14 protein-coding genes are annotated in these 19,722 nt (G+C 38.5%); all 14 read right to left on the reverse strand.

Annotated elements, in window-relative coordinates:
• Nucleotides 1–308 precede the first annotated feature (308 nt).
• The 14 genes from V7266_RS10340 to V7266_RS10405 all read right to left on the reverse strand — a co-directional run bounded on the left by V7266_RS10340 (nucleotide 309) and on the right by V7266_RS10405 (nucleotide 19,608).
• Nucleotides 309–2,378: a bifunctional aldolase/short-chain dehydrogenase gene (locus tag V7266_RS10340; protein WP_335467806.1), complete on the reverse strand. Its 2,070-nt coding sequence runs from the start codon at nucleotides 2,376–2,378 to the stop codon at nucleotides 309–311.
• Between the two features lie 120 nt (nucleotides 2,379–2,498).
• On the reverse strand, nucleotides 2,499–3,461 hold the full coding sequence (locus tag V7266_RS10345) for a Gfo/Idh/MocA family protein (RefSeq protein WP_335467807.1): 963 nt from the start codon (nucleotides 3,459–3,461) through the stop codon (nucleotides 2,499–2,501).
• Nucleotides 3,462–3,601: 140 nt separating this feature from the next.
• Nucleotides 3,602–4,321, reverse strand: coding sequence for a LutC/YkgG family protein (locus tag V7266_RS10350; RefSeq protein WP_335467808.1), 720 nt, complete (start codon nucleotides 4,319–4,321; stop codon nucleotides 3,602–3,604).
• Between the two features lie 2 nt (nucleotides 4,322–4,323).
• Nucleotides 4,324–5,748 carry a LutB/LldF family L-lactate oxidation iron-sulfur protein gene (locus V7266_RS10355; RefSeq protein ID WP_335467809.1) on the reverse strand — a complete coding sequence of 475 codons (1,425 nt, stop codon included), beginning with the start codon at nucleotides 5,746–5,748 and terminating at the stop codon, nucleotides 4,324–4,326.
• A 50-nt stretch (nucleotides 5,749–5,798) separates the two neighbouring features.
• Nucleotides 5,799–6,515 carry a (Fe-S)-binding protein gene (locus tag V7266_RS10360; protein WP_335467810.1) on the reverse strand — a complete coding sequence of 239 codons (717 nt, stop codon included), beginning with the start codon at nucleotides 6,513–6,515 and terminating at the stop codon, nucleotides 5,799–5,801.
• A 255-nt stretch (nucleotides 6,516–6,770) separates the two neighbouring features.
• Nucleotides 6,771–7,562: an alpha/beta hydrolase gene (locus V7266_RS10365; RefSeq protein ID WP_335467811.1), complete on the reverse strand. Its 792-nt coding sequence runs from the start codon at nucleotides 7,560–7,562 to the stop codon at nucleotides 6,771–6,773.
• Nucleotides 7,563–7,678: 116 nt separating this feature from the next.
• Nucleotides 7,679–10,918 (reverse strand): hypothetical protein, encoded by a 3,240-nt coding sequence (locus tag V7266_RS10370; protein ID WP_438825768.1) that lies wholly within the window; start codon nucleotides 10,916–10,918, stop codon nucleotides 7,679–7,681.
• A 121-nt stretch (nucleotides 10,919–11,039) separates the two neighbouring features.
• Nucleotides 11,040–11,684 carry a YesL family protein gene (locus V7266_RS10375; RefSeq protein WP_335467812.1) on the reverse strand — a complete coding sequence of 215 codons (645 nt, stop codon included), beginning with the start codon at nucleotides 11,682–11,684 and terminating at the stop codon, nucleotides 11,040–11,042.
• Nucleotides 11,685–11,757: 73 nt separating this feature from the next.
• Complete coding sequence (locus V7266_RS10380; RefSeq protein ID WP_335467813.1) at nucleotides 11,758–12,597, reverse strand: carbohydrate ABC transporter permease; 840 nt, start codon at nucleotides 12,595–12,597, stop codon at nucleotides 11,758–11,760.
• Between the two features lie 3 nt (nucleotides 12,598–12,600).
• Nucleotides 12,601–13,485 (reverse strand): carbohydrate ABC transporter permease, encoded by an 885-nt coding sequence (locus V7266_RS10385; RefSeq protein WP_335467830.1) that lies wholly within the window; start codon nucleotides 13,483–13,485, stop codon nucleotides 12,601–12,603.
• 161 nt (nucleotides 13,486–13,646) lie between these two features.
• A complete protein-coding gene (locus V7266_RS10390; RefSeq protein WP_335467814.1) occupies nucleotides 13,647–14,957 on the reverse strand; it encodes an ABC transporter substrate-binding protein in 1,311 nt (436 codons plus the stop codon).
• Nucleotides 14,958–15,139: 182 nt separating this feature from the next.
• Nucleotides 15,140–16,432, reverse strand: a complete 1,293-nt coding sequence (locus V7266_RS10395; RefSeq protein ID WP_335467815.1) for an ABC transporter substrate-binding protein — start codon at nucleotides 16,430–16,432, stop codon at nucleotides 15,140–15,142.
• A gap of 25 nt (nucleotides 16,433–16,457) precedes the next feature.
• The gene (locus V7266_RS10400) at nucleotides 16,458–18,020 is read right to left on the reverse strand and encodes a response regulator transcription factor (RefSeq protein ID WP_335467816.1); all 1,563 of its coding nucleotides are present in this window, start codon (nucleotides 18,018–18,020) and stop codon (nucleotides 16,458–16,460) included.
• Nucleotides 17,998–19,608 (reverse strand): sensor histidine kinase, encoded by a 1,611-nt coding sequence (locus tag V7266_RS10405; RefSeq protein ID WP_335467817.1) that lies wholly within the window; start codon nucleotides 19,606–19,608, stop codon nucleotides 17,998–18,000. Before V7266_RS10405 ends, V7266_RS10400 begins: the two co-directional genes overlap by 23 nt.
• Nucleotides 19,609–19,722: the final 114 nt, after the last annotated feature.

Consider the following 19,722-nt stretch of genomic DNA (forward strand, 5'->3'; position numbering starts at 1 on the left):
TAATAAAAATTTTATTATTTAAAACATTAACAATCTTTATCAACATTCTCTGCAGTGGAAACCTCAACGTTGTTGGGCCTCCTTTGTTACCAAATACCATCAGACGCTTATAAGAGTAACAAGACAGCAACGGAAATGAACCTTCAGTAAAACTCCCCCTTCTAAGATACTCTCATTGCACAATGTAAGCACCTTCACATTAATAAATTCCCACAGTTTATACCTATAAAATTGAAAAAGCTTGCAAGTATTGTTACCAATTCTTGCAAGCTTTTATTTATAAACTTTTATTGATTATTAAATAAATTCTATCTAGTAAACGCAGCAGGTACTCCGCCGTCTACAGTTAACATACAACCAGTTGTTCTATCTGATTTTGATGAAGCAAAGAATGCAATCGATTCAGCAATATCACTAGGATAAATGTTTACTAGTAAAGTAGTACGTTTGCGATAGTGTTCTTCTAATTGATCAGGGTGAATGCCATAGGCTGCGGCACGCTCTTCACGCCAACTTGATCCCCAAATAGCTGAACCTTGAAGAACGGCATCTGGAAGAACAGAGTTAACGCGGATGCCAAACTCGCCGCCTTCTGCTGCAATACATCTTGCCAAGTGAGTTTCAAGAGCTTTAACAGAGCTGTACGCAGCTGCATTTTTACCAGCATACACAGAGTTCTTAGAACCGATGAATACCATGTTACCGCCAATAGCTTGATCTTTCATTTGCTTGAATGCTTCGCGGGCAACTAAGAAGTAGCCTGTTCCTAATACATTCATGTTTAAGTTCCACTCTTTAAGAGTAGTTTCAGCGAATGGACTTGATGTAGCTAAACCTGCGTTATTGACAATAATGTCTACGCCGCCAAAAGTTAAAGCCGTTTTCTCAAATGCAGCTTGAACCTGTTCTTCACTTGTAACATCCATTTTAACAGCAAGCGCACGGTCAGCCCCAAATTGTTCGTTAATCTCAGCGGCTACTTTTTCTGCACCTTCAAGGTTTAGGTCAGCAAGAACAACGGCAGCGCCTTCAGATACAAGACGGCGTGCTGTTGCACTTCCGATTCCGCCAGCTCCTCCAGTAATAAATGCAACTTTTCTAGAGAATTCTGCTTCTGCTGGAGCAAGAGATAATTTATATAATTCTAATGGCCAGTATTCTACATTGTAGGATTCGTTTGCACTTAGAGAAACAAATTCACCTAGTGTTGTAGCGCCCTTCATAACAGCAATAGCACGGTGATATAAGGCTCCGCTGATTCTTGAGTTTTTAACGTCCTTGCCAGTATTAACCATACCAACACCTGGTATTAGAATAACACGTGGTGCCGGTTCAAACATTTTGTCTCCTTCATTTTTATTTTGTTCAAAATATTCTTTGTAAGCTGCTTTAAAGCTCGCAACTCCTTCTTTCACACTAGCAATCAAGGATTCAACATCTTTTGTTTGTGGATCCCAATTTACATATAGTGGAACCATTTTTGTATGAACAAGATGATCTGGGCATGCTGCACCGATTTGTGAAAGTTCTGGTGCATTGTAGCTGTTCACAAATTGCAGTACATCTTCACCACGGTCGTAAGTTAAAAGCATTTTCTTCTCATCACTTACCGCGCCGCGGATTACTGGCAATACTTTTGCTAAAATACTAGTTGCTTCTTCTTCAGAAAGAGACTGATATTTTTGACCGCCAAATACAGAAGCTTCATCCATTCTTTCATTGATATATTGTTCTGCTTCATTAATAATTTGAATAGTTTTTGCGTATGCTTCCTCAGAAGTTTCTCCCCATGTTACAAGACCGTGTTTTTCCATTAAGACTAGTTCTGCATTTGGGTTATTTAATACTCCCTGTGCGATCATTTTTGAAAGAGTAAATCCTGGGCGAATATATGGGACCCAAACAAAACGATTCCCAAAAATCTCTTCCGCTAATTGCTTACCATTGTCTGCACAGCAAAGGCTAATGATGGCATCAGGATGTGTATGGTCCACATGTTTGAAAGGTAAGAATGCATGCAATAATGTTTCAATTGATGCTCTTGGGTGCTTGCTGTCAATCATACAATGTGAAAGATATGCTACCATGTCTTCGTCTGTCATTTCATCACGTTCGAATAATGGGCGAATGTCTTCTAAATTAAGACCAGTAAAATTGCTTGCTTTCATTGTTGCTAAATCCGAACCGCTGCCTTTTACCCACATCACTTCAACATCACGGCCGCGGAAATCCTTTTCAATTGTCTTCATGGAAGTGTTACCGCCGCCATAGTTACAAACTGCACGATCAGATCCAATTAAATTGGAACGATATACTAATTCATTTACCCCTTTTGTTACCTGTGAAGCTGTTTCTTGATTCCAAAGATTCTGTACCATCCGAAATCCTCCGTTTGTTTTGTTTTTATGTTTGTTATCTTCTGTTTTCATTATAATATATGTTTGTTTATTTTTGAATAAAAAGTTCAAAAATCTTTCATTTTTTTTGTTTTATTGGATTTATCCCAAATATATGGGCTTCCCTTCAATCGCAGATTGATTTGCAGCAACTGTTACAAGATGTGTTTTTAAGGCATCTTGATAAGTTGATAATATATTAGATAGATCTCCGGTTTGGACGGCCTGAAGAAATATCCTATTCTCTTCAAGGTAAGGATTTGTTTCTTCCTTGTATTCTTCTACTTTATTACCTTTTACCACTCGTAATAAATCATTACTAAGTTCAATAACCCCGTTATCTGTATACATATCAAGTCCAACCTTGCTCGAGTTTTGGAGGATGCAGGTATTGGATATGGTTGCAATGATTCCATTTTCCAGCTTCATCGTGACACTGCCGACATCGGGCACCGTGGTTCCCTCTACCTTTGCTTCCATGATTTGATTGTTAAAAGCTGCATATACCTCTTTTATTTCACCACATAAGTAACGCAATAAGTCAACAATATGTGTTGTCTGTTCCACAAATTGCCCGCCTGATTTTTGTACATCCCTCCACCAAGGAACCATTGGCATGTTTCCCATCCAATAGCCGAGTGCCATCCCAACTTGACTTTCATTCAACAACGATATTGCTTTGTTTGTTAAAGCCTTATAACGCCAGTGATAACCAACTGATGTAATAAGTCCTTTTTCTGCTATTTTTTTAGCAATTTCATCTGGTACTTCATTCATCGCAAGCGGCTTTTCCACAAAGAATGGGATATTCCTTTCAATTAATGCATGCTCGATTGCCCCATGAGCGTATGGTGGAACACAAATATATACAGCATCTAATTTCTGTTTGTCTAACATCTCTTCCACATTTATATATCCAGTGGCATTTGACCAATTCCTTGCCTCTTTCTCTGCCTTTTCCATACTAGTGCCGCAAAAAGCTGTTACATCCACTCCATTCATTTCCCCTAAAATACTTGCATGAGTTTTGGCAAACCACCCCGTACCAACAAAACCAACCTTCATAGAAAATCTCTCCTTTTTGTGCCAATAAATAAAACGCTTTCAATCCCCCTTAAAAAAAGGCAAAGTTCATTCTATAAATAAAGCTGTCCAGAAAAAATCAATTGATATGATCTCTTTGAACAGCCTTATTTTACTTTCTATTAACGATCATTAATCACAATATAAGTTGCTTTTACGGGTCCATGCACACCCACAACAAGGTTTAACTCAATGTCTGCTGAATTACTTGGTCCAGTTATAAAATTAATGCAGGATGCAACATGCCCTGTTTTCTGATGGATTTCTCTCATTTTTTGCGCTGCTTGTGTCATTCTAGGAACAATAGAACTCTTTGGAATTAAAGCAATATAGGCAGCTGGTAAAAAACTTACGGTCCTGCCTTTATTCTCATCACTAAATAAAACAACTGTTCCCGATTCAGCCAGTGTGATTTCACTGATTGTTATCCCCACATTAGCCTGCTCTGCTTTCGCAATGTTTTCTTCGCCCTTTGTATGATCCCATTCATGTACGTCAATATTTTGGTTTGGCCATTCTTGCTTCATTAGAGAATCGAGTCCCCACTGGGAAAACCGCTCATCCTTCCATGTGACAATCGGGCCTCCGCCAAAATTAGTGACAACTTCATTAAGAGTTGAGGATAATTCGCTCTTATCAACCGTATAAATAGTTGTATGAATTTTCTTACAATGTTCTTTTAGAACTTCTACTAATTCATCCTGTGAAGCACCTTTCAGCACTTCATCTTGAGGGCGAAAATTCCAGTTTGGTCTCTCAACGGGTGTTGAGATTCGCGGACGCCCAAGTCTTGTGGCAATCTGATTTAGAAAGGATTCTCGATTTTGTATAGTTCCTGCCATGATCATTTGCCCCCTTTTTCTCGGTTTTTAAACCAATCTCTGAATCTTTCTTTATTTGGTGCTGGGAACTCGCGAATATCGGTCCAGGCTTTTAACGGTCCAGGTCCTTTTGAAATCTTATCTCCAACTGTAAATGGATTCATTGCTGCCGGAGCCATTTTCGATCCAATTTTATATAAAGTTGGTGAAGCAGCACCTAAGCCAAATGCCTTCATAGCCAGTTTTTCGGAGATTGGTGCTTTTCCTTCTTTTTCAACTATTACTTCTCGATGCTTATGAAGAAGGTTGTGCAGCGGAATTTTTACTGGACAAACCTCGGTACAGGCCCCGCAAAGTGTCGATGCATAAGGAAGTTCTTTGTAATCATCATAGCCCCCGAGTAATGGTGATAAGACCGCTCCAATTGGTCCTGCATAAATGGATCCATAGGAATGGCCCCCGACATGACGATAAACGGGACAAACATTGACACATGCTGCACAACGAATACATTGGAGAACGGATTGAAATTCTCCGCCAAGGATATTAGACCTGCCATTATCCACGATTACTAGATGGAATTCTTCTGGACCGTCTACATCCAATTCCTCTCTAGGTCCTGTTAGCACTGTGATATAACTTGTTAACTTCTGTCCAACTGCACTTCTGGTTAATAGGGAGACGAGGACTTCCATCTCTTCAAAGGTCGGAACGATCCGCTCCATTCCCATTACGGTAATTTGTGTCTTTGGTAAGGCGGTAACTAAATCCGCGTTCCCTTCATTTGTGACAAGACTGAATGATCCTGTCTCGGCAACAGCGAAGTTACAGCCAGTGATTCCAATATCTGCAGTCAAATATTCCTGACGCAGCGTTTCTCTTGCATGCCAAGCCAATTCCTCCGGTTTGGAAGTCTTTGTGTAACCAAGCTTTTCCGAAAATACATCCCTGATTTGCTCTTTATTTTTATGTAGAGCTGGTACGACAATATGGGACGGCGGATCGTGGTCATCCACTTGGAGTATGTATTCTCCAAGGTCAGTTTCAATCACCTGGCAGCCTTCCTGCTCCAACATACCATTTAAACTGATTTCCTCGGTTACCATTGATTTGGATTTAACGATTTTCTTAGCATTTTTTTGCTTAACAATGCCTCGAATATAATCATTGGCTTCTTCCTTTGTTTGGGCAAAAAATACATGCCCGCCCCGTTTTGCCACATTTTCGCTTAATTGCTCCAAATAATAATCCAGATGTTCTAAAACATGCTGACGAATTTCTTCTCCATGCGAGCGCCAGTCTTCCCAATTTCCAAGTTCTTCAGCGGCAACACGTCTTTTTACACCCATTCCGTCTTGTGCACTGGCCACTGCCCCGCGCATAAAGGAATCGTGAATCCCAGTATCAACTCGTTCCTTGAATTGCTGGTCGCTGATTTTCATTGCCATCTATTTTTCCCCCATTCCAAGCCATCTCGTTTTTGGTCAACAAACTTCTATTAGCGGCTATTTAATACTTCCGCAATATGCAGAACCTTAATCGGTTTGCCTTTACGATCAATCCGTCCGCCAATATTCATCAAACAGCCTGCGTCGGCACCAATTAAATAATCTGCTTCTGTTTCTTCAACATGACAAACCTTTTCATCGACCATTTGCTCAGAAATTTGTGTCATTTTTACAGAGAAGGTTCCTCCGAATCCGCAGCATTGCTCTTTTCCTGGTAATTCGGTAAACTCTAATCCTTTCACATTATTTAATAGAATCATTGGTGCTCTTTTAACACCTAGTAATCTTGTCATGTGACAAGAAGTATGATAGGTAGCTTTCCCCTCAAATTTTGCCCCCACATCTTCTACTTTTAATACATCCACAATGAATTGAGTGAGTTCGTATGTCTTAGCTGCCAGTTTTTTGGCCTTTGGTTCCCAAACAGGATCTCCTTTAAAAACATGAGGATATTCATGGAACATAAACGCACATGAGCCGGAGGGGCATACCACATATTCAGCATTCTGAAAGGTGTCAATCATCCGCTTCATTGCCTCTTTGGATTCTTTTGTATAACCACTATTATAAGCTGGCTGACCACAGCATACTTGGGCTTCTGGAAATTCAATTTCACAACCTAGTCTCTCAAGCAGTTCAACTGTAGCTTTACCTACATTACTCTGGAACATATCTACAAGGCACGTTGCAAACAAGCTTACCTTCATTATTTCTCCATCCCTTCAAATGAAGCTAAAAAACCTGATGAAATTGGTTTTTTATTTTTATTTACTTTTGTTTTAATTATATTACATGTTTGTTTGTTTTTGAATAGATATCTTCTAATAAAAAAATAAATCGACAGATGCATAGCAACTATCGATTATTTCTTAACCTTTAATTTTTCGTTTTGCTCCTCAACTTGTTTAATAACTGGATGATGGTTCGAGTTTGATTTGGAGCTATAATTGTTAACTAGATGACTAAAATCCTTGTTTCCTCAACCATAATTCACAAAGTCTTGGCCATTCTCTGGCCTCGGGATGTTCTTCAGCCAAACCTAACCCATGCCGGCCACTTTCGAAGATATGAAGGTCAAAAGGAACTTTATGACGGCTTAAGCCCGCTGCAAACCTTAAACTATTTTCGACAGGCACGGAGGCATCGTCGGCTGTGTGCCATAAAAATGCCGGCGGTGATTGCTCAGTAATTTGATTTTCAATGGATAATCGTTCAACTAACTCAGCTTCTGGTTTTTCACCTAATAAATTTAATCGGCTTCCTTCATGGGTAAATTCTCCCATCGAGATTACGGGATAACAAAGCACCATCAAATCAGGACGGCTGCTAAATCGTTCGATAGGGTCTTCTGCAACTGGGTTTCCAAAATCAAAATGAGTCCCCGCACTTGATGCGAGATGTCCACCTGCAGAAAAACCAAGAATCCCTATACGATTGGGATCTAGATTCCAATCTGCAGCATGATATCGAACCATTTGGGTTGCCCGCTTCGCATCATTTAATGGAACAGGATATTTATAAGGCGCAACCCGATAGTTGAGAACCACCGCTGAAATTCCAATTGAATTTAACCATTCTGCAACCGGGTAAGCCTCATGTTCTGCTCGTCTTGCATAAGCTCCACCTGCGGCAATGATCATAACAGGAAAGGGCCTGGGTCCTTCAAGCAAATATGGCTGAATGCTTGGAGCACTTTCATTTGGACCAGTTTCTTCAAGCTTTAACTCATCCCAAAGTGGTATTATCTCTGTCATTCTTTCACCCTCCTGCATTTTAATTTAGTTTTAAAACGGTATGTAACCACAACTTTTTAAAATGAATTCAAATGGGAGAGAAAGCCTATTAATGGCTATCTCTCCCACTTTTCGAATTATTTTAAAATTAATTCAGCCTTCGCATTAAAGCTTTCCCCGTCATGTAAGAACCCATTAATATTAATTTGAACAGTTCCATTGTATCCTTTTAAAGCTTCTGAAACTTGTTGTCTATCAAATTTAACCATTAACTTATTTGTTTTCTCTCCATTGACAGACGGGTGAGATTCGGCAAAGATCGTTTTACCATTGACAACCATTTTCACTGTAGCAGAGTTGATTTCTGACACTTCATGCTCCTTATCCAATTCAACAGTAACAGTTAAAGGAACGTTACCGTTTGTCTGTTTCGTATTAATTGAATTCGGATTGACATCGGCATTAGCAGGAATCACTTTATTTAAGTACATGCTAGGCACTGGAGGAGCAGCCATATCCTTTCCTAAAAAGAAACTAGTATGTGGCGGCTGATTGTAGCCAACATTTTGCCAGGCAATACCTGAACGATAAACTGGGTCATGCATGAGTGTCCGAATACGATTTTCGGTTACATCTGTTGTGGTGTAGATACGTAATGCACTGCTATCTTCCGTTCTCCAAATGACCTCTTCTCTCCAATCACCTAATAAATCTGCCTGTAAACTTGGGTTTCCTTTTGTTCCATTGTTTGAGTAAGTCCCATTCGCGGTTAAAATATTAACTTGTTTATTATTTTGATAGTCCCACTTTGAAATCGTTCCGACTCCAACTTGTTTAGTATCATCAAAATTCCCATGGTCTAGTATTTCTCGCTGCAGGTCACCATCCCACCAAATCGCAAAGTTGGCTCCGGGAATGCTAGTTGAGATTTTCTCCCCTTTTGCAGTAAACAAACCTCCAGTAGGATCATTCCATGCTCCCCCTACAGCCCATGATTCCTCACCTGGATATCTTGGATCAATATCCGCAGACAAGCCTCTCCCAGTGTCTCTTCCGGTATATTCACCCCAAATGGCTTCTCCTGTTTCCGCATCACGGAATTCAATTCCGTACTTGGCATCGGTATGCTCATGTACAGCAAAAAATTCTAAGCCTGGTCTTGTTGGATCTAAATCCCCTAGATGCTGGGCATCACCATGGCCTAATCCAGTGGTATAAAGACCGGTTCCATTATCATCGATAGCTGCTGCACCATAGATAATTTCATCTTTGCCATCCTGGTCCACATCAGCCACACTTAAATTGTGATATCCTTGACCTGCATACCCCTCATTCCCTGATTTGTTACTATCAAACGTCCACACTTTCGTTAATTTTCCATCACGCCAGTTATAAGCCGCGATAACCGCTCTTGTGTAATATCCTCTTGCCATAATCAGGCTTGGCCTTTCCCCATCCAGATAGGCAATTCCAGCGAGGAAGCGGTCTACACGATTACCGTAGCTATCTCCCCAATCAGCGACATTGCCTCTTGGCGGATCATAATCGACAGTTGTTAGTGTTTTCCCCGTTAAGCCATCGAATATAGTTAAAAACTCTGGCCCGCTTAAAACATAGCCGCTTGAATTCCGGTAATCCGCATTAGCATCACCAATTACAGTTCCTTGACCATCAACGGTTCCATCAGCTGTTTTCATGGCAACTTCGGCTTTACCGTCTCCATCTAAATCATAAACCATCATTTGTGTATAGTGGGCCCCGGAACGAATATTTTTGCCTAAATCGATCCGCCACAGTCTTGTGCCATCAAACTTATAAGCATCAACATACGTATTTCCAGTATAGCCTGATTGGGAATTATCCTTTGCATTGCTTGGATACCATTTAAGGATGATTTCGTATTGACCATCTCCATCCACATCCCCTACACTTGCATCATTGGCACTGTATGTATAGGAATTTCCATCAGGCGTAGTCCCACCCTCAGGTTTCTGAATTGGGAGGTCATAATAATTCTGTCCCCAAACCGTCGCAGAAGCTTCAGCAATCGGTTCTTCGTTTCCATTAAATACGGCACGGACATCATATTTGGAATCCTTTGTTCCATTATTGTCTAAAAAGTTTGTGCTCGATGTAATAGGCTCTTTATTAACCTTTTGTCCGTCCCGATAAACGTTAAAGGCGACACCTTCTGGATCTGTCCCTAACATACGCCAGCCCACATAAACACCGTTTTCCACCTTAACAGCAACTAAACCTCGATTGAGTTTTTCCATTTGACGTTGAACCACTTTTGTTATTGGTGTTTCAATCGTATTGGAAGGATCAGAAATACCTCCAAGGTTTACAGCTGAAACTCTGTAGTAATAATGTCTAGTTGGTGAAACAGACTGATCGGAAAATCCCCCGTTTTTTGATATACCTACCCTTTCAAATGGCCCTTGTGGAGACTTTGATCGATATACGTAATACATCAAAGCTTCATCTGATCCATTCCAATCGAAAGTAAGAGATTTGTCTGTTGAATGGATGAGTGTTGTACCGGTTGGGGCCTTTGGTACTGCCTTCGTTTCATCTACTAGAGCAACATTTATTGGAGTACTTTTTGCTGATTCAATTGCTTTTTCATTTACTTGGGTTACGCTATATTCGTATTTAAAACCAAGTTGAACGGTTTCGTCTTTAAATTCCTGAGTACTTGTGGTACCAACTTTAATGGACGCCGTTTCTCCTTCTGCTTTTCTATAAACATTGTAACTTGCCGCGCCTTCTACTTCATCCCATTTTAAGGAGACAGAGGTATCCGGATAGAGATTTTTTTCTGTGAGTGCTAATCCGCTTGGAGCTGTCATTGGGATAATTTCAATCGCATTTACCCGGCCATTATCACCAATTTCAACGTTAAGCTGACCATCTTGGACCGTCACAATTTTTGACTTTTCTGCAAAGCTACCAGCACTTGTAGAAATAGTACCCAGTGATTGTCCCTCTACGGTAAAACTAGTTTTATTACTAGCTGATTGATCCCCAGTTATTACGCTTACATAATACTCACCATTTGGAACATCCACTGAGAAGGTATAGTTTGTTCCATTTATAAAATCTCTACGAAGATCATCAGGTGCACCTCTATCTCTAAAATCTACAGCTTTGTTTAATCCATAACCCCTTTCACTGCTATATATCATATTATTAGTCACTTGTGTGTAGCCTTTTGCTACAGGACTAGTGTCGGATCCAAAGTCAAATTTGAGACTAGTCAACTCAGCAGCATGCGTTTGTTTTGGAGTGGTCATTCCAATTCCTGAAAACATTGATAAGACCATAGCGGAACTTACGACAACCGGTAACTTCTTTTTTGAGAATTTTTTAATCACAATTTTCCTCCTAGTAAAGAATAATAGCGAAATTCTTTATGAGAAGATTCTAAGATGCCGTCCTAATCCTCCTTTAATATATTTATAAAAAAACCGGGCAGCCATTTAGGGAACCCGATTCCTATATACTTTGTTCCTGTAGGTAAACCTCTTGCTTTCGCTGAATTTTGTTAAACGCGTGACATGCCGGTTTCATGAATAACATTGCTAATAAATTCCCGCTAAATAAGATACAGATTGGCGGTACATAGGATAGAACAAAACAGATACCAAAACTTCCTATCAACATATAAAGAGTGGACAATGGATTAATAATCATAACAAAAAATGAGTTCTTGATTACATCCGTTAATTTCATTTCATAATGGACAAAAATCGGAATGAGGTAAAAAAGCGTACATACCAAAATAAAAGTAATGATGAATAATGGTATATAAAGAAATGCAGCCATATTTTTTGCTGCGCTTTGGATGAATAACAGATCTGCATATAACACCAACCCCGCAGCCACAACAAAGACACCGAGGAGATTACTTTTTACAAACTCCATTTTAAAAGAAGCCCAGAAGGTTTTAACAATTGAAACCTCCTCTTCGCCCAGCATCCATTTACGGACAACCGCAAACATCGCCACAGTAGAAGGAAAAAATCCGAAAACACCCAAACCTAAAATAGTAGAAGCAATCCATAAAAGATTTAATAACGCTAGTTTCGAGATCCAATCCATAAGTTTATAAATACCGCCCAAAATACTCGAAGTCTCCATACCCATCCTCCTACTGATTTTTTTAAAGTTGATCAAGCCCTGCCACTCCTAAATTAAGGAATGGCACGAATCATCAACCTTTTAATCCGCTTGTACTGATTCCCTCTACCACATATCTTTGGAAGATAAAGAAGATAACAAATACAGGAATCAAGGTAACTACGGACATGGCAAACATGGCACCCCAGTTAGAAACGGTTTCATTACTTAAGAACATATTTAATGCCATTGAAACCGTATATTTTGCGGGACTGTTTAAGTATAAAACCGGTCCTAGTAAGGAATCCCAAGTCCAATAGAAGGAGAAAATCGCCGCCGTTGCCAAGGCCGGTTTAATTAATGGCAAGATGATTTTATAGAAAATATGAAAGGTATTACACCCATCAATCGTTGCTGCTTCATCCAATTCTCTTGGAATCGTGCGGATAAATTGAACTAGTAAGAAAATAAAGAATGGATGCCCAAAGTATGCTGGTACTGCAATCGGCTTAATCGAGTTAAGCCATCCAAGTTTTGAAAAGATGATATATTGCGGAACCATGACAACTTCATATGGCAGCATCAATGTTACCATCATAAGTCCAAACCAGAGTGCCTTACCCTTAAATTCTAATCTTGCAAAACCAAAGGCAATTAAAGACGATGATATGACTTGACCAATTAAAGTTACGATTACTAAAATCGCAGTATTCTTTATAAACACTCCAAAGGAATTGCCGCCAATCCCCTTCCAGCCTTCAGCAAAGTTATCCAAAATAAAGGGATCAGGTATTAGTGATTTGGCTGTTACGAAGATGGCATTACTTTCTTTAAACGAACTCATCAGAAGCCAAATAACCGGATAAAGCATTAGGACGGCAAATCCACCTACAAGGATATGATAAGTCCACCATTTTACTGATTTTATCCGCATACGTTATTTCCCTCCTTCTGATTCGTAGTGAACCCAGAATTTTGATGTTGCAAAAATGATAGCCGTTAAAACCCCTACGATAATGAGCATGACCCATGCCATTGCAGCGGCATAGCCCATGTTGAAGAATTCGAAACCTTGTAAGAATAAATAAAGGGAGTATAAAAGTGTTCCATCCAAAGGTCCCCCGGTACCTTTTGAAATGATAAACGCTGGAACAAATGTCATAAAGGCACCAATCGTCTGCATGACTGCATTAAATAAGATGACTGGGCTTAACATGGGAAGGGTAATTTTGATGAATTTATGCCATCCGTTAGCTCCGTCCACACTTGCGGCTTCATAATAGCTTTTTGGAATCCCTTTTAATCCCGCTAAGAAGATTAACATCGAGGAACCAAACTGCCACACTGACAAAAAGATTAACATCCATAAAGCAGCTGTCGGGTCACCGAACCATCTGACACTGGGGATACCTAGCAGTTCTAATAGTAGATTAATAATCCCTTTGTCTCCAAAGATGTTACGCCACATAATTGCGACAGCCACGCTCCCGCCAATCAGTGATGGCAGATAAAATAAGGAACGGTATAAGCCAACTGCCCGAGATGCCGTATTTAATATCGCCGCAATTAGAAGTGCAAATGCTAGTCTTAGCGGTACACCAGCGAATACATAAATGAGGGTAACTTTTAATGACTGCCAATACCTTGGATCAGCCGTAAACATTTTTTTATAGTTTTCTAATCCAATCCATTGTGGTGCGGAAAATAGATTATATTTCGTAAATGATAAATATAATGAAACAAGTATAGGTATTAATGTAAAGGCTAGGAATCCAACCACAAAAGGGCTAATAAATAAATAGCCTTTTATATTTTCCTTCATTGCCCTTTGACGTGCGCTCACAGGTGCGATATAAATACTTTCTTGTACGTGTTCTTTTACGACGCGTGTAGCCATTTTGTCATCTCCTTTTCACCGGACCATCACCCTAAGATTGAAAGGGCGATAGCTGATCCGAGAAAGGACCAGCTATCGGATTAAAATTATTTCTTATTTTGACCCAAAATACTTTCAGCTTGTTGTCTAAATTGTTTTGCAGCATCTTCTACTTTAAGGTTTCCATAGCTCATTTGCTCATTCAAGCTATCAAAAAGCTCGATAACTTCTCCTGCTCCAACTGGATCTGGACCATTGAATGCTGAACTATGTTTTTCAGCCCATTCAACATAAGTAAATACTTGTTGCTGTGCTGGAGAAAGCAGCGGCTTTAAGGCTTCTTTGACTGCTGCAGATCCCGGTACACCACGATCTCCAAGCGCTAATTTGTTGGCCTCAATATCATTAGTTAAGAAGTTAATAAACTTTGCTGCCTCTTCTTTATGCTCAGAGTTATTCCCAATTGACCAGAACATACTTGGTTTTAAGAATAATCCTTTATCACTATCTGGTCCTGGCATGTTGCTGATTTCAAGCGGTCTGTTTGCAACTTGCTGTAAGCCAACAAACTGGTTAGACCATTGCCAAATACCGATTGCTTTTTGTTTTACAACAGGATCATCTTCGATTCCTTTTACCTGTGCCATATAGTCAGGAGTTGGAACCGCTTTATCCTTTACTAAACCTGAAGTCATTTTGAAGAAATCTACGAATAATTTGTCATCCTTATATCCTAAACCTGTACCATTCTTGCTATAAAGGGACTTTCCTTGTGTTCTTAAATAATAATTAAAGAATACGTCTGCCTTAACACCAGTATCTACAAATAGGCCTGCAGCCTTTGCTTTTTTGGCGAGTTCTTTATAATCATCCCATGTCCAGTTTTCATTAAGAGATTCTACACCGGCTTTTTTAAGTAAGGCTGGGTCATAGTGATAACCAAGTACGTTTACCCCTGCATTGAGTCCGTATAATTTGTCACCAAGTTTTCCGCCATCAATAATATTTTGATTCGTGTCTTTGGTGTCGATTTGTTTATCTAAATATGGAGTCAAATCAGCGATTTGATTGTTTTCAGCATACTGTGAGAAATAAGAAAGGTCCATTTGAATAATATCAGGTAACTGGTTCGCAGCTGCTTGTGGAGCTAGCTTTTTCCAGTAATCATCCCAGCTCGCATATTCTGCTTCAATCTTCACATTAGGGTTTTGCTTCTCATACATATCAATGATTTTTAAGGTGTAATCATGTCTTGGCTGTGATCCCCACCAAGCAATACGAAGTGTAACTTTTTCATCTTTACTTGCAGCTTTTTCTTTCCCATCAGATTCGCTCTTACTTGTGGTACTGCTTCCGCTGCATGCTGCTAATGAGAATACTAGAATCAGTGAAAACAGCATAACCATGAATTTTTTCATTAATTGAATCCCCCTTATTCTTTTTTGTAAGTGTTTACATTTGTAATTATACCTTCACTATTAGAATTGTCTGAATATAAATAACCGAGTAGTTTGTTTAAAAATCAGACATTCTATTATTAAAAATAAAAAAGACTCCGATTGGGATTATACACAATCCCCAACGGAGTCTTTTAAGTTATTTATTTATTTTTCTTAAGTATTTCATTTGCCTCTTTTCTAAATTTCTGTGCCCCTTCTAGAGGTGTGATTTTTTTAAAAAGAATTTGTTCAGAGATATCCTGTAACATATGAACAACTTCAATTCCTCCAATTGGATCTGCTATCTCAACCTTGCTATTCGTATTTTCAACATTAAATACGTAGTCAAAAGCTTTTTTCTGTTCTGTGGATAGATCCTTTTTAACGGTCTCCGCCACTTTGGATGAAACAGGAACACCTCGTTCACCTTTAATTAACTTATTAGCCTCTATATCGTTAACAAAAAAGTTAATAAATCTTGCGGCGGCCTCCTTATGTTTCGAGCCATTGGTGATTGAAAAAAGCATACTGGCTCTGACAGACAAACTTGTCTGTTGATTTGGCCCTGGCGGCGCATAAATCTCCAGCGAGCGTCCTGATTCTTTTGAAAAACCATAATATTGATTGGAATAGGCCCATGTCATCGGAGCTTGTTGTCTCACTAATAACTCATCTTCAATCCCTTTAATCTGTTCTGTTACATCAACCCTCGGGAAAGCTCCTTCGTTTAGTAATCTTAATTGCCTATCAAAGTAATCGACAAATAATTGATCATCCTCATATCCTAATGAAGTGCCATCAGAATTATATAAATCTCTTCCATTGGTGCGTAGAAAGTAGGGGAAAAATACCTCTGGCGGTTTCATTCCATTCGTTCCATATATATTTTTTTGTTTGTGAACCTCCATAGCTATTCTTTCAAATTCCTCCCAGGTCCAGTTCTGTTTAGGGACCTGATTGGTTGCAGAAGCAACTAAATTGGAATCCATGATTACAGCAGGGGCATTTAACCCTAATGGGAAACCATATAGTTTGTCCCTTACTTTCCCCCCTGAAAGGATTTTCTCATCAATGTACTTTGTATTGATGGTGTTATTTTCGATGTAGGGTGTTAAATCTTCAAGTAAGTTGTTGGCACTATATGCTTTTAAATAGAGAAGATCCATTTGCATAATGTCTGGTAACTGGTTGGCAGCGGCCATAGGGGCCAACCGTTTCCAATAGTCATCCCAATTTGAAAATTCAAATTCAATATGGATGTCTGGGTTCTTTTCTTCAAACAATTTTATAACCTTCAATGTATAATCGTTTCTAGGCTGTTCGCCCCACCAAGCAAACCTAAGGGTGATTTTTTCTTCTTGATTCTTGGAAGAATCCGCACTGCTGCTTTCTGAACAACCAGTAAAAGCCAACATTACTACCAGGGGTAAAATGGAGATTAATAGTTTTTTCATCGTTTTATTCCCCTTTTGTCTCATATTACATACCTTGGACTGCTTCTCGTTTATATTCAGAAGGTGTAAACCCAGTTTGCTTTTTAAAAACCTGACTAAAATATTGGGCATTTTCTCCAAACCCAATTTTTTCAGCTAACTCAAAGATTTTCACATCACTTTCATTGATAATCATATAAATCGCCTTACCAATGCGGACTCGAGTCAGATAATTAGAGAATTTCTCACCCGTTTCTTTTTTAAACAGCTTTCCGAGATAATCAGCATTCATATACAACATCTCATTTGCAACCCATTGCAGGCTAAGCTGAGGATCTGCGATATGATTTTCAATAACTTCAAGTACTCTGCTAATAATGGAGGAATGTTTATTTTTGGTTTGTTGAAAAAATACATCCGTGATTTCCGCGGCGATATCCTTGAAAAAGGACTTCATGCTATGTATCGTTTCTAATTCTAATAGAACCTGCAGCTTCGTTAAGTAGGAGTTCATACTATGGGCATCGCACAAACGAATCATGCTATTAAAAAGTTGAATGACATAGGATTTGGTTGCACTAATATCTAATCTTAAATCGGCTAAGCAGCTGAAAAAACTGTTAATTTCATCCTCAACTTCTCTCCAGCACCCTGATTTAACCATTCGGCAGAATTTCTGATCATCATAATAAAATTCCTGCTGATCATAATCGTCATTTTGATTATCTATGTCTTCTTTGGTAATAATACTGCCTTCACCTAAATAAAAACGATAATTTAGACAATCCAGTGCTTCCTTGTATAATTTATTCGCATGGCTGATTTTCCCCGTTTCACTCACAGCAATGGTGCAATCTAGTTGATAATATTGATAAAAGTTTTTTCTAATCTTTTCAATTTTTTCATGCAGCTGACTATGTTCACCATCATCCCTCAAAAGGATTAAAATTAATTCACCTACTGAGCAACTAAGAATGTATGATTTGAAATTCAATTCAGCAATGTTTTTTATGGCAAACAATTGCTCAACTTGAAATGAGCCCTCTATCTGGAATAAAACTAGTCGAACATTGGATAGGTCCAAATCGAACTCAAGAAGTTTTTGATAGGAAGTAGAGTCGGTATTTGCATAAATATTTGTTATATATTCCTTTAACCACTGTTCCTTTGCATAGGGAAGAACATTCTCAAGGGTTTCTTGCATATTTGTAATAAATTGTTCCCGTTCTTTCTCCTGATTTAACTCTTCACTTATTTCCTTAAGTGCTTCGATAATCGTATTTTCATTACAGGGTTTAAGCAAATAATGTTTTACCCCATACACCATTGCCTGCTTGGCATAATCAAATTCACTAAACCCTGATAACAATATAAAACGGATCTCTGGATAATGTTCATGTACTTTTGCTACCAATTCAAGTCCATTCATTCCAGGCATTTTAATATCACTAATTACAATATCCGGTTTATTCTGTGTGATTTTATCAAAGGCTTCAAGTCCATTCTTCGCCGTCCCTATTAAACTTGTCCCGATTGACTCCCATTTAATCACTTTTGACATACCGTCGGTTATGATTCTTTCATCATCAACTAACAATACTTTGTACATGTTCTTCCCCCCTGTCATATGGCAGAACTAAAATGATTTTAGCTCCTTTATTAGGTTCACTTTCAATTTCAACTCCGTAATCGCTTCCAAATGAAAGTTTAATCCGCTCCATAATATTGGCTAAGCCAATTCCTTGTCCCCTTGTCTTTACCTCCCCTTTCTTTAACTTTTCTAGAAAAGAAGACTCCATTCCAGGGCCATTATCTTCGACGATTAGCTGAAAATAATCCTTATTTACTACAGAATAAATTCTTATTTTACATACATCTACCATATTCTCCAACGCATAATGGATAGCATTTTCCACTAGGGGCTGCAAGGTTAATTTAGGTATATAGGCATCAAACAGGTCAGAATCCACCTGCATGCTAAAGTCCAATCTTTCTTCAAATCTATATTTTTGTATGACAATATAATTCTTAACAATGTTTAACTCATCTTCAATCGGGATGAGCCGTTTCTTTAGGCTTATTGAATTTCGCAGCAGAAAACCAAGTGCTTCAACCATCTTCGATATTTGGTCTTGATCATTCATTTTAGCGAGCCAGTTAATTGACTCCAACGTGTTGTATAAAAAGTGCGGATTGATCTGTGCCTGTAAAGCTTTAAATTCAGTTTCCTTAATTGTCAGCTGCTTAGTGAGGTTTTCATTTACTAATTCATCCATTTGTTGAGTCATCGTTTGAAAGGTTTCATGCAACTTACCTACTTCATCATTAGAGAGAACGGAAGACTTCATGAAACCCTTCTGAGCTTCCTTAAAATCGCCGTTTTGCACATAATGCATACCTTCAACTAAGTTTTCTAGAGGAATAGTTATATTTCTAACAAATCTGATGCCGAGAAACGTTACAATAAAAAACATTAAAATAAAAATGATAATAAGTACTGTTTTTATGAAACTAATATTTTTAAAGATTTGATTAAATGGTATGGCATTTACATAACTCCAATCAAAGTAATGAGAGTTGATGTGAACCAGAAAATAATTTTTACCTTCGATCGTTTTTATTTGATAGCCAGGTTTCTCATTTATAGACATGGCTATTTTTTCCAATGGACTTGCAGATTCTGTCGGATAAATAAGTTCTTGATCGTTGGTAATTAAAAATTCGCCATCAATTTTACTTGATCCCTCAAAGAGGCTGCTGACAAGTTTGTCCATATTCATATTAATAATCAATGTACCTAGTGGTTCAAAACTCAAATTCTTATATTGTCTTATTTCTCGAGCTGTGACAATCGTAAAATCCTTTCCATGGGGGTTAACCCAGATGTTTTTTCCATCTGCTAACAATGCTTCTCGCAAAATACTCATTTTTAAATCAGATGGTAATTTAAAAGATCTAGGCCCAGCAACGTACTCTTCCCCATTCGTATCGACAAGAATGACGGATTGTATGTATTTCTCATTGTTCACGTAGCTTAATAATTTATCCACCATATTTGAATGAATACGATAATTCTCGTACTCTGTTCTCTTTTCACCCTTTGTTGCTAAGTACTGTTGAATTTGAGGATCTGTTAAGATATTGTAAGAAACATCTTCCATTTTTTGGAGTTCATTTTCTATAATATNNAAAAGCATATTGTAATCCAAGGAAGGTGAATAAAAAGGAACTAATCATAATCCATGAAACTAAAATAAACAATTTATATTTAATTTTTAGATTCGCATATTTTCTTTTCAATAAATTAAAAA

The sequence above is a fragment of the Neobacillus drentensis genome (genome assembly GCF_036965645.1).
Classification (GTDB): Bacteria; Bacillota; Bacilli; order Bacillales; family Cytobacillaceae; genus Neobacillus; species Neobacillus drentensis_D.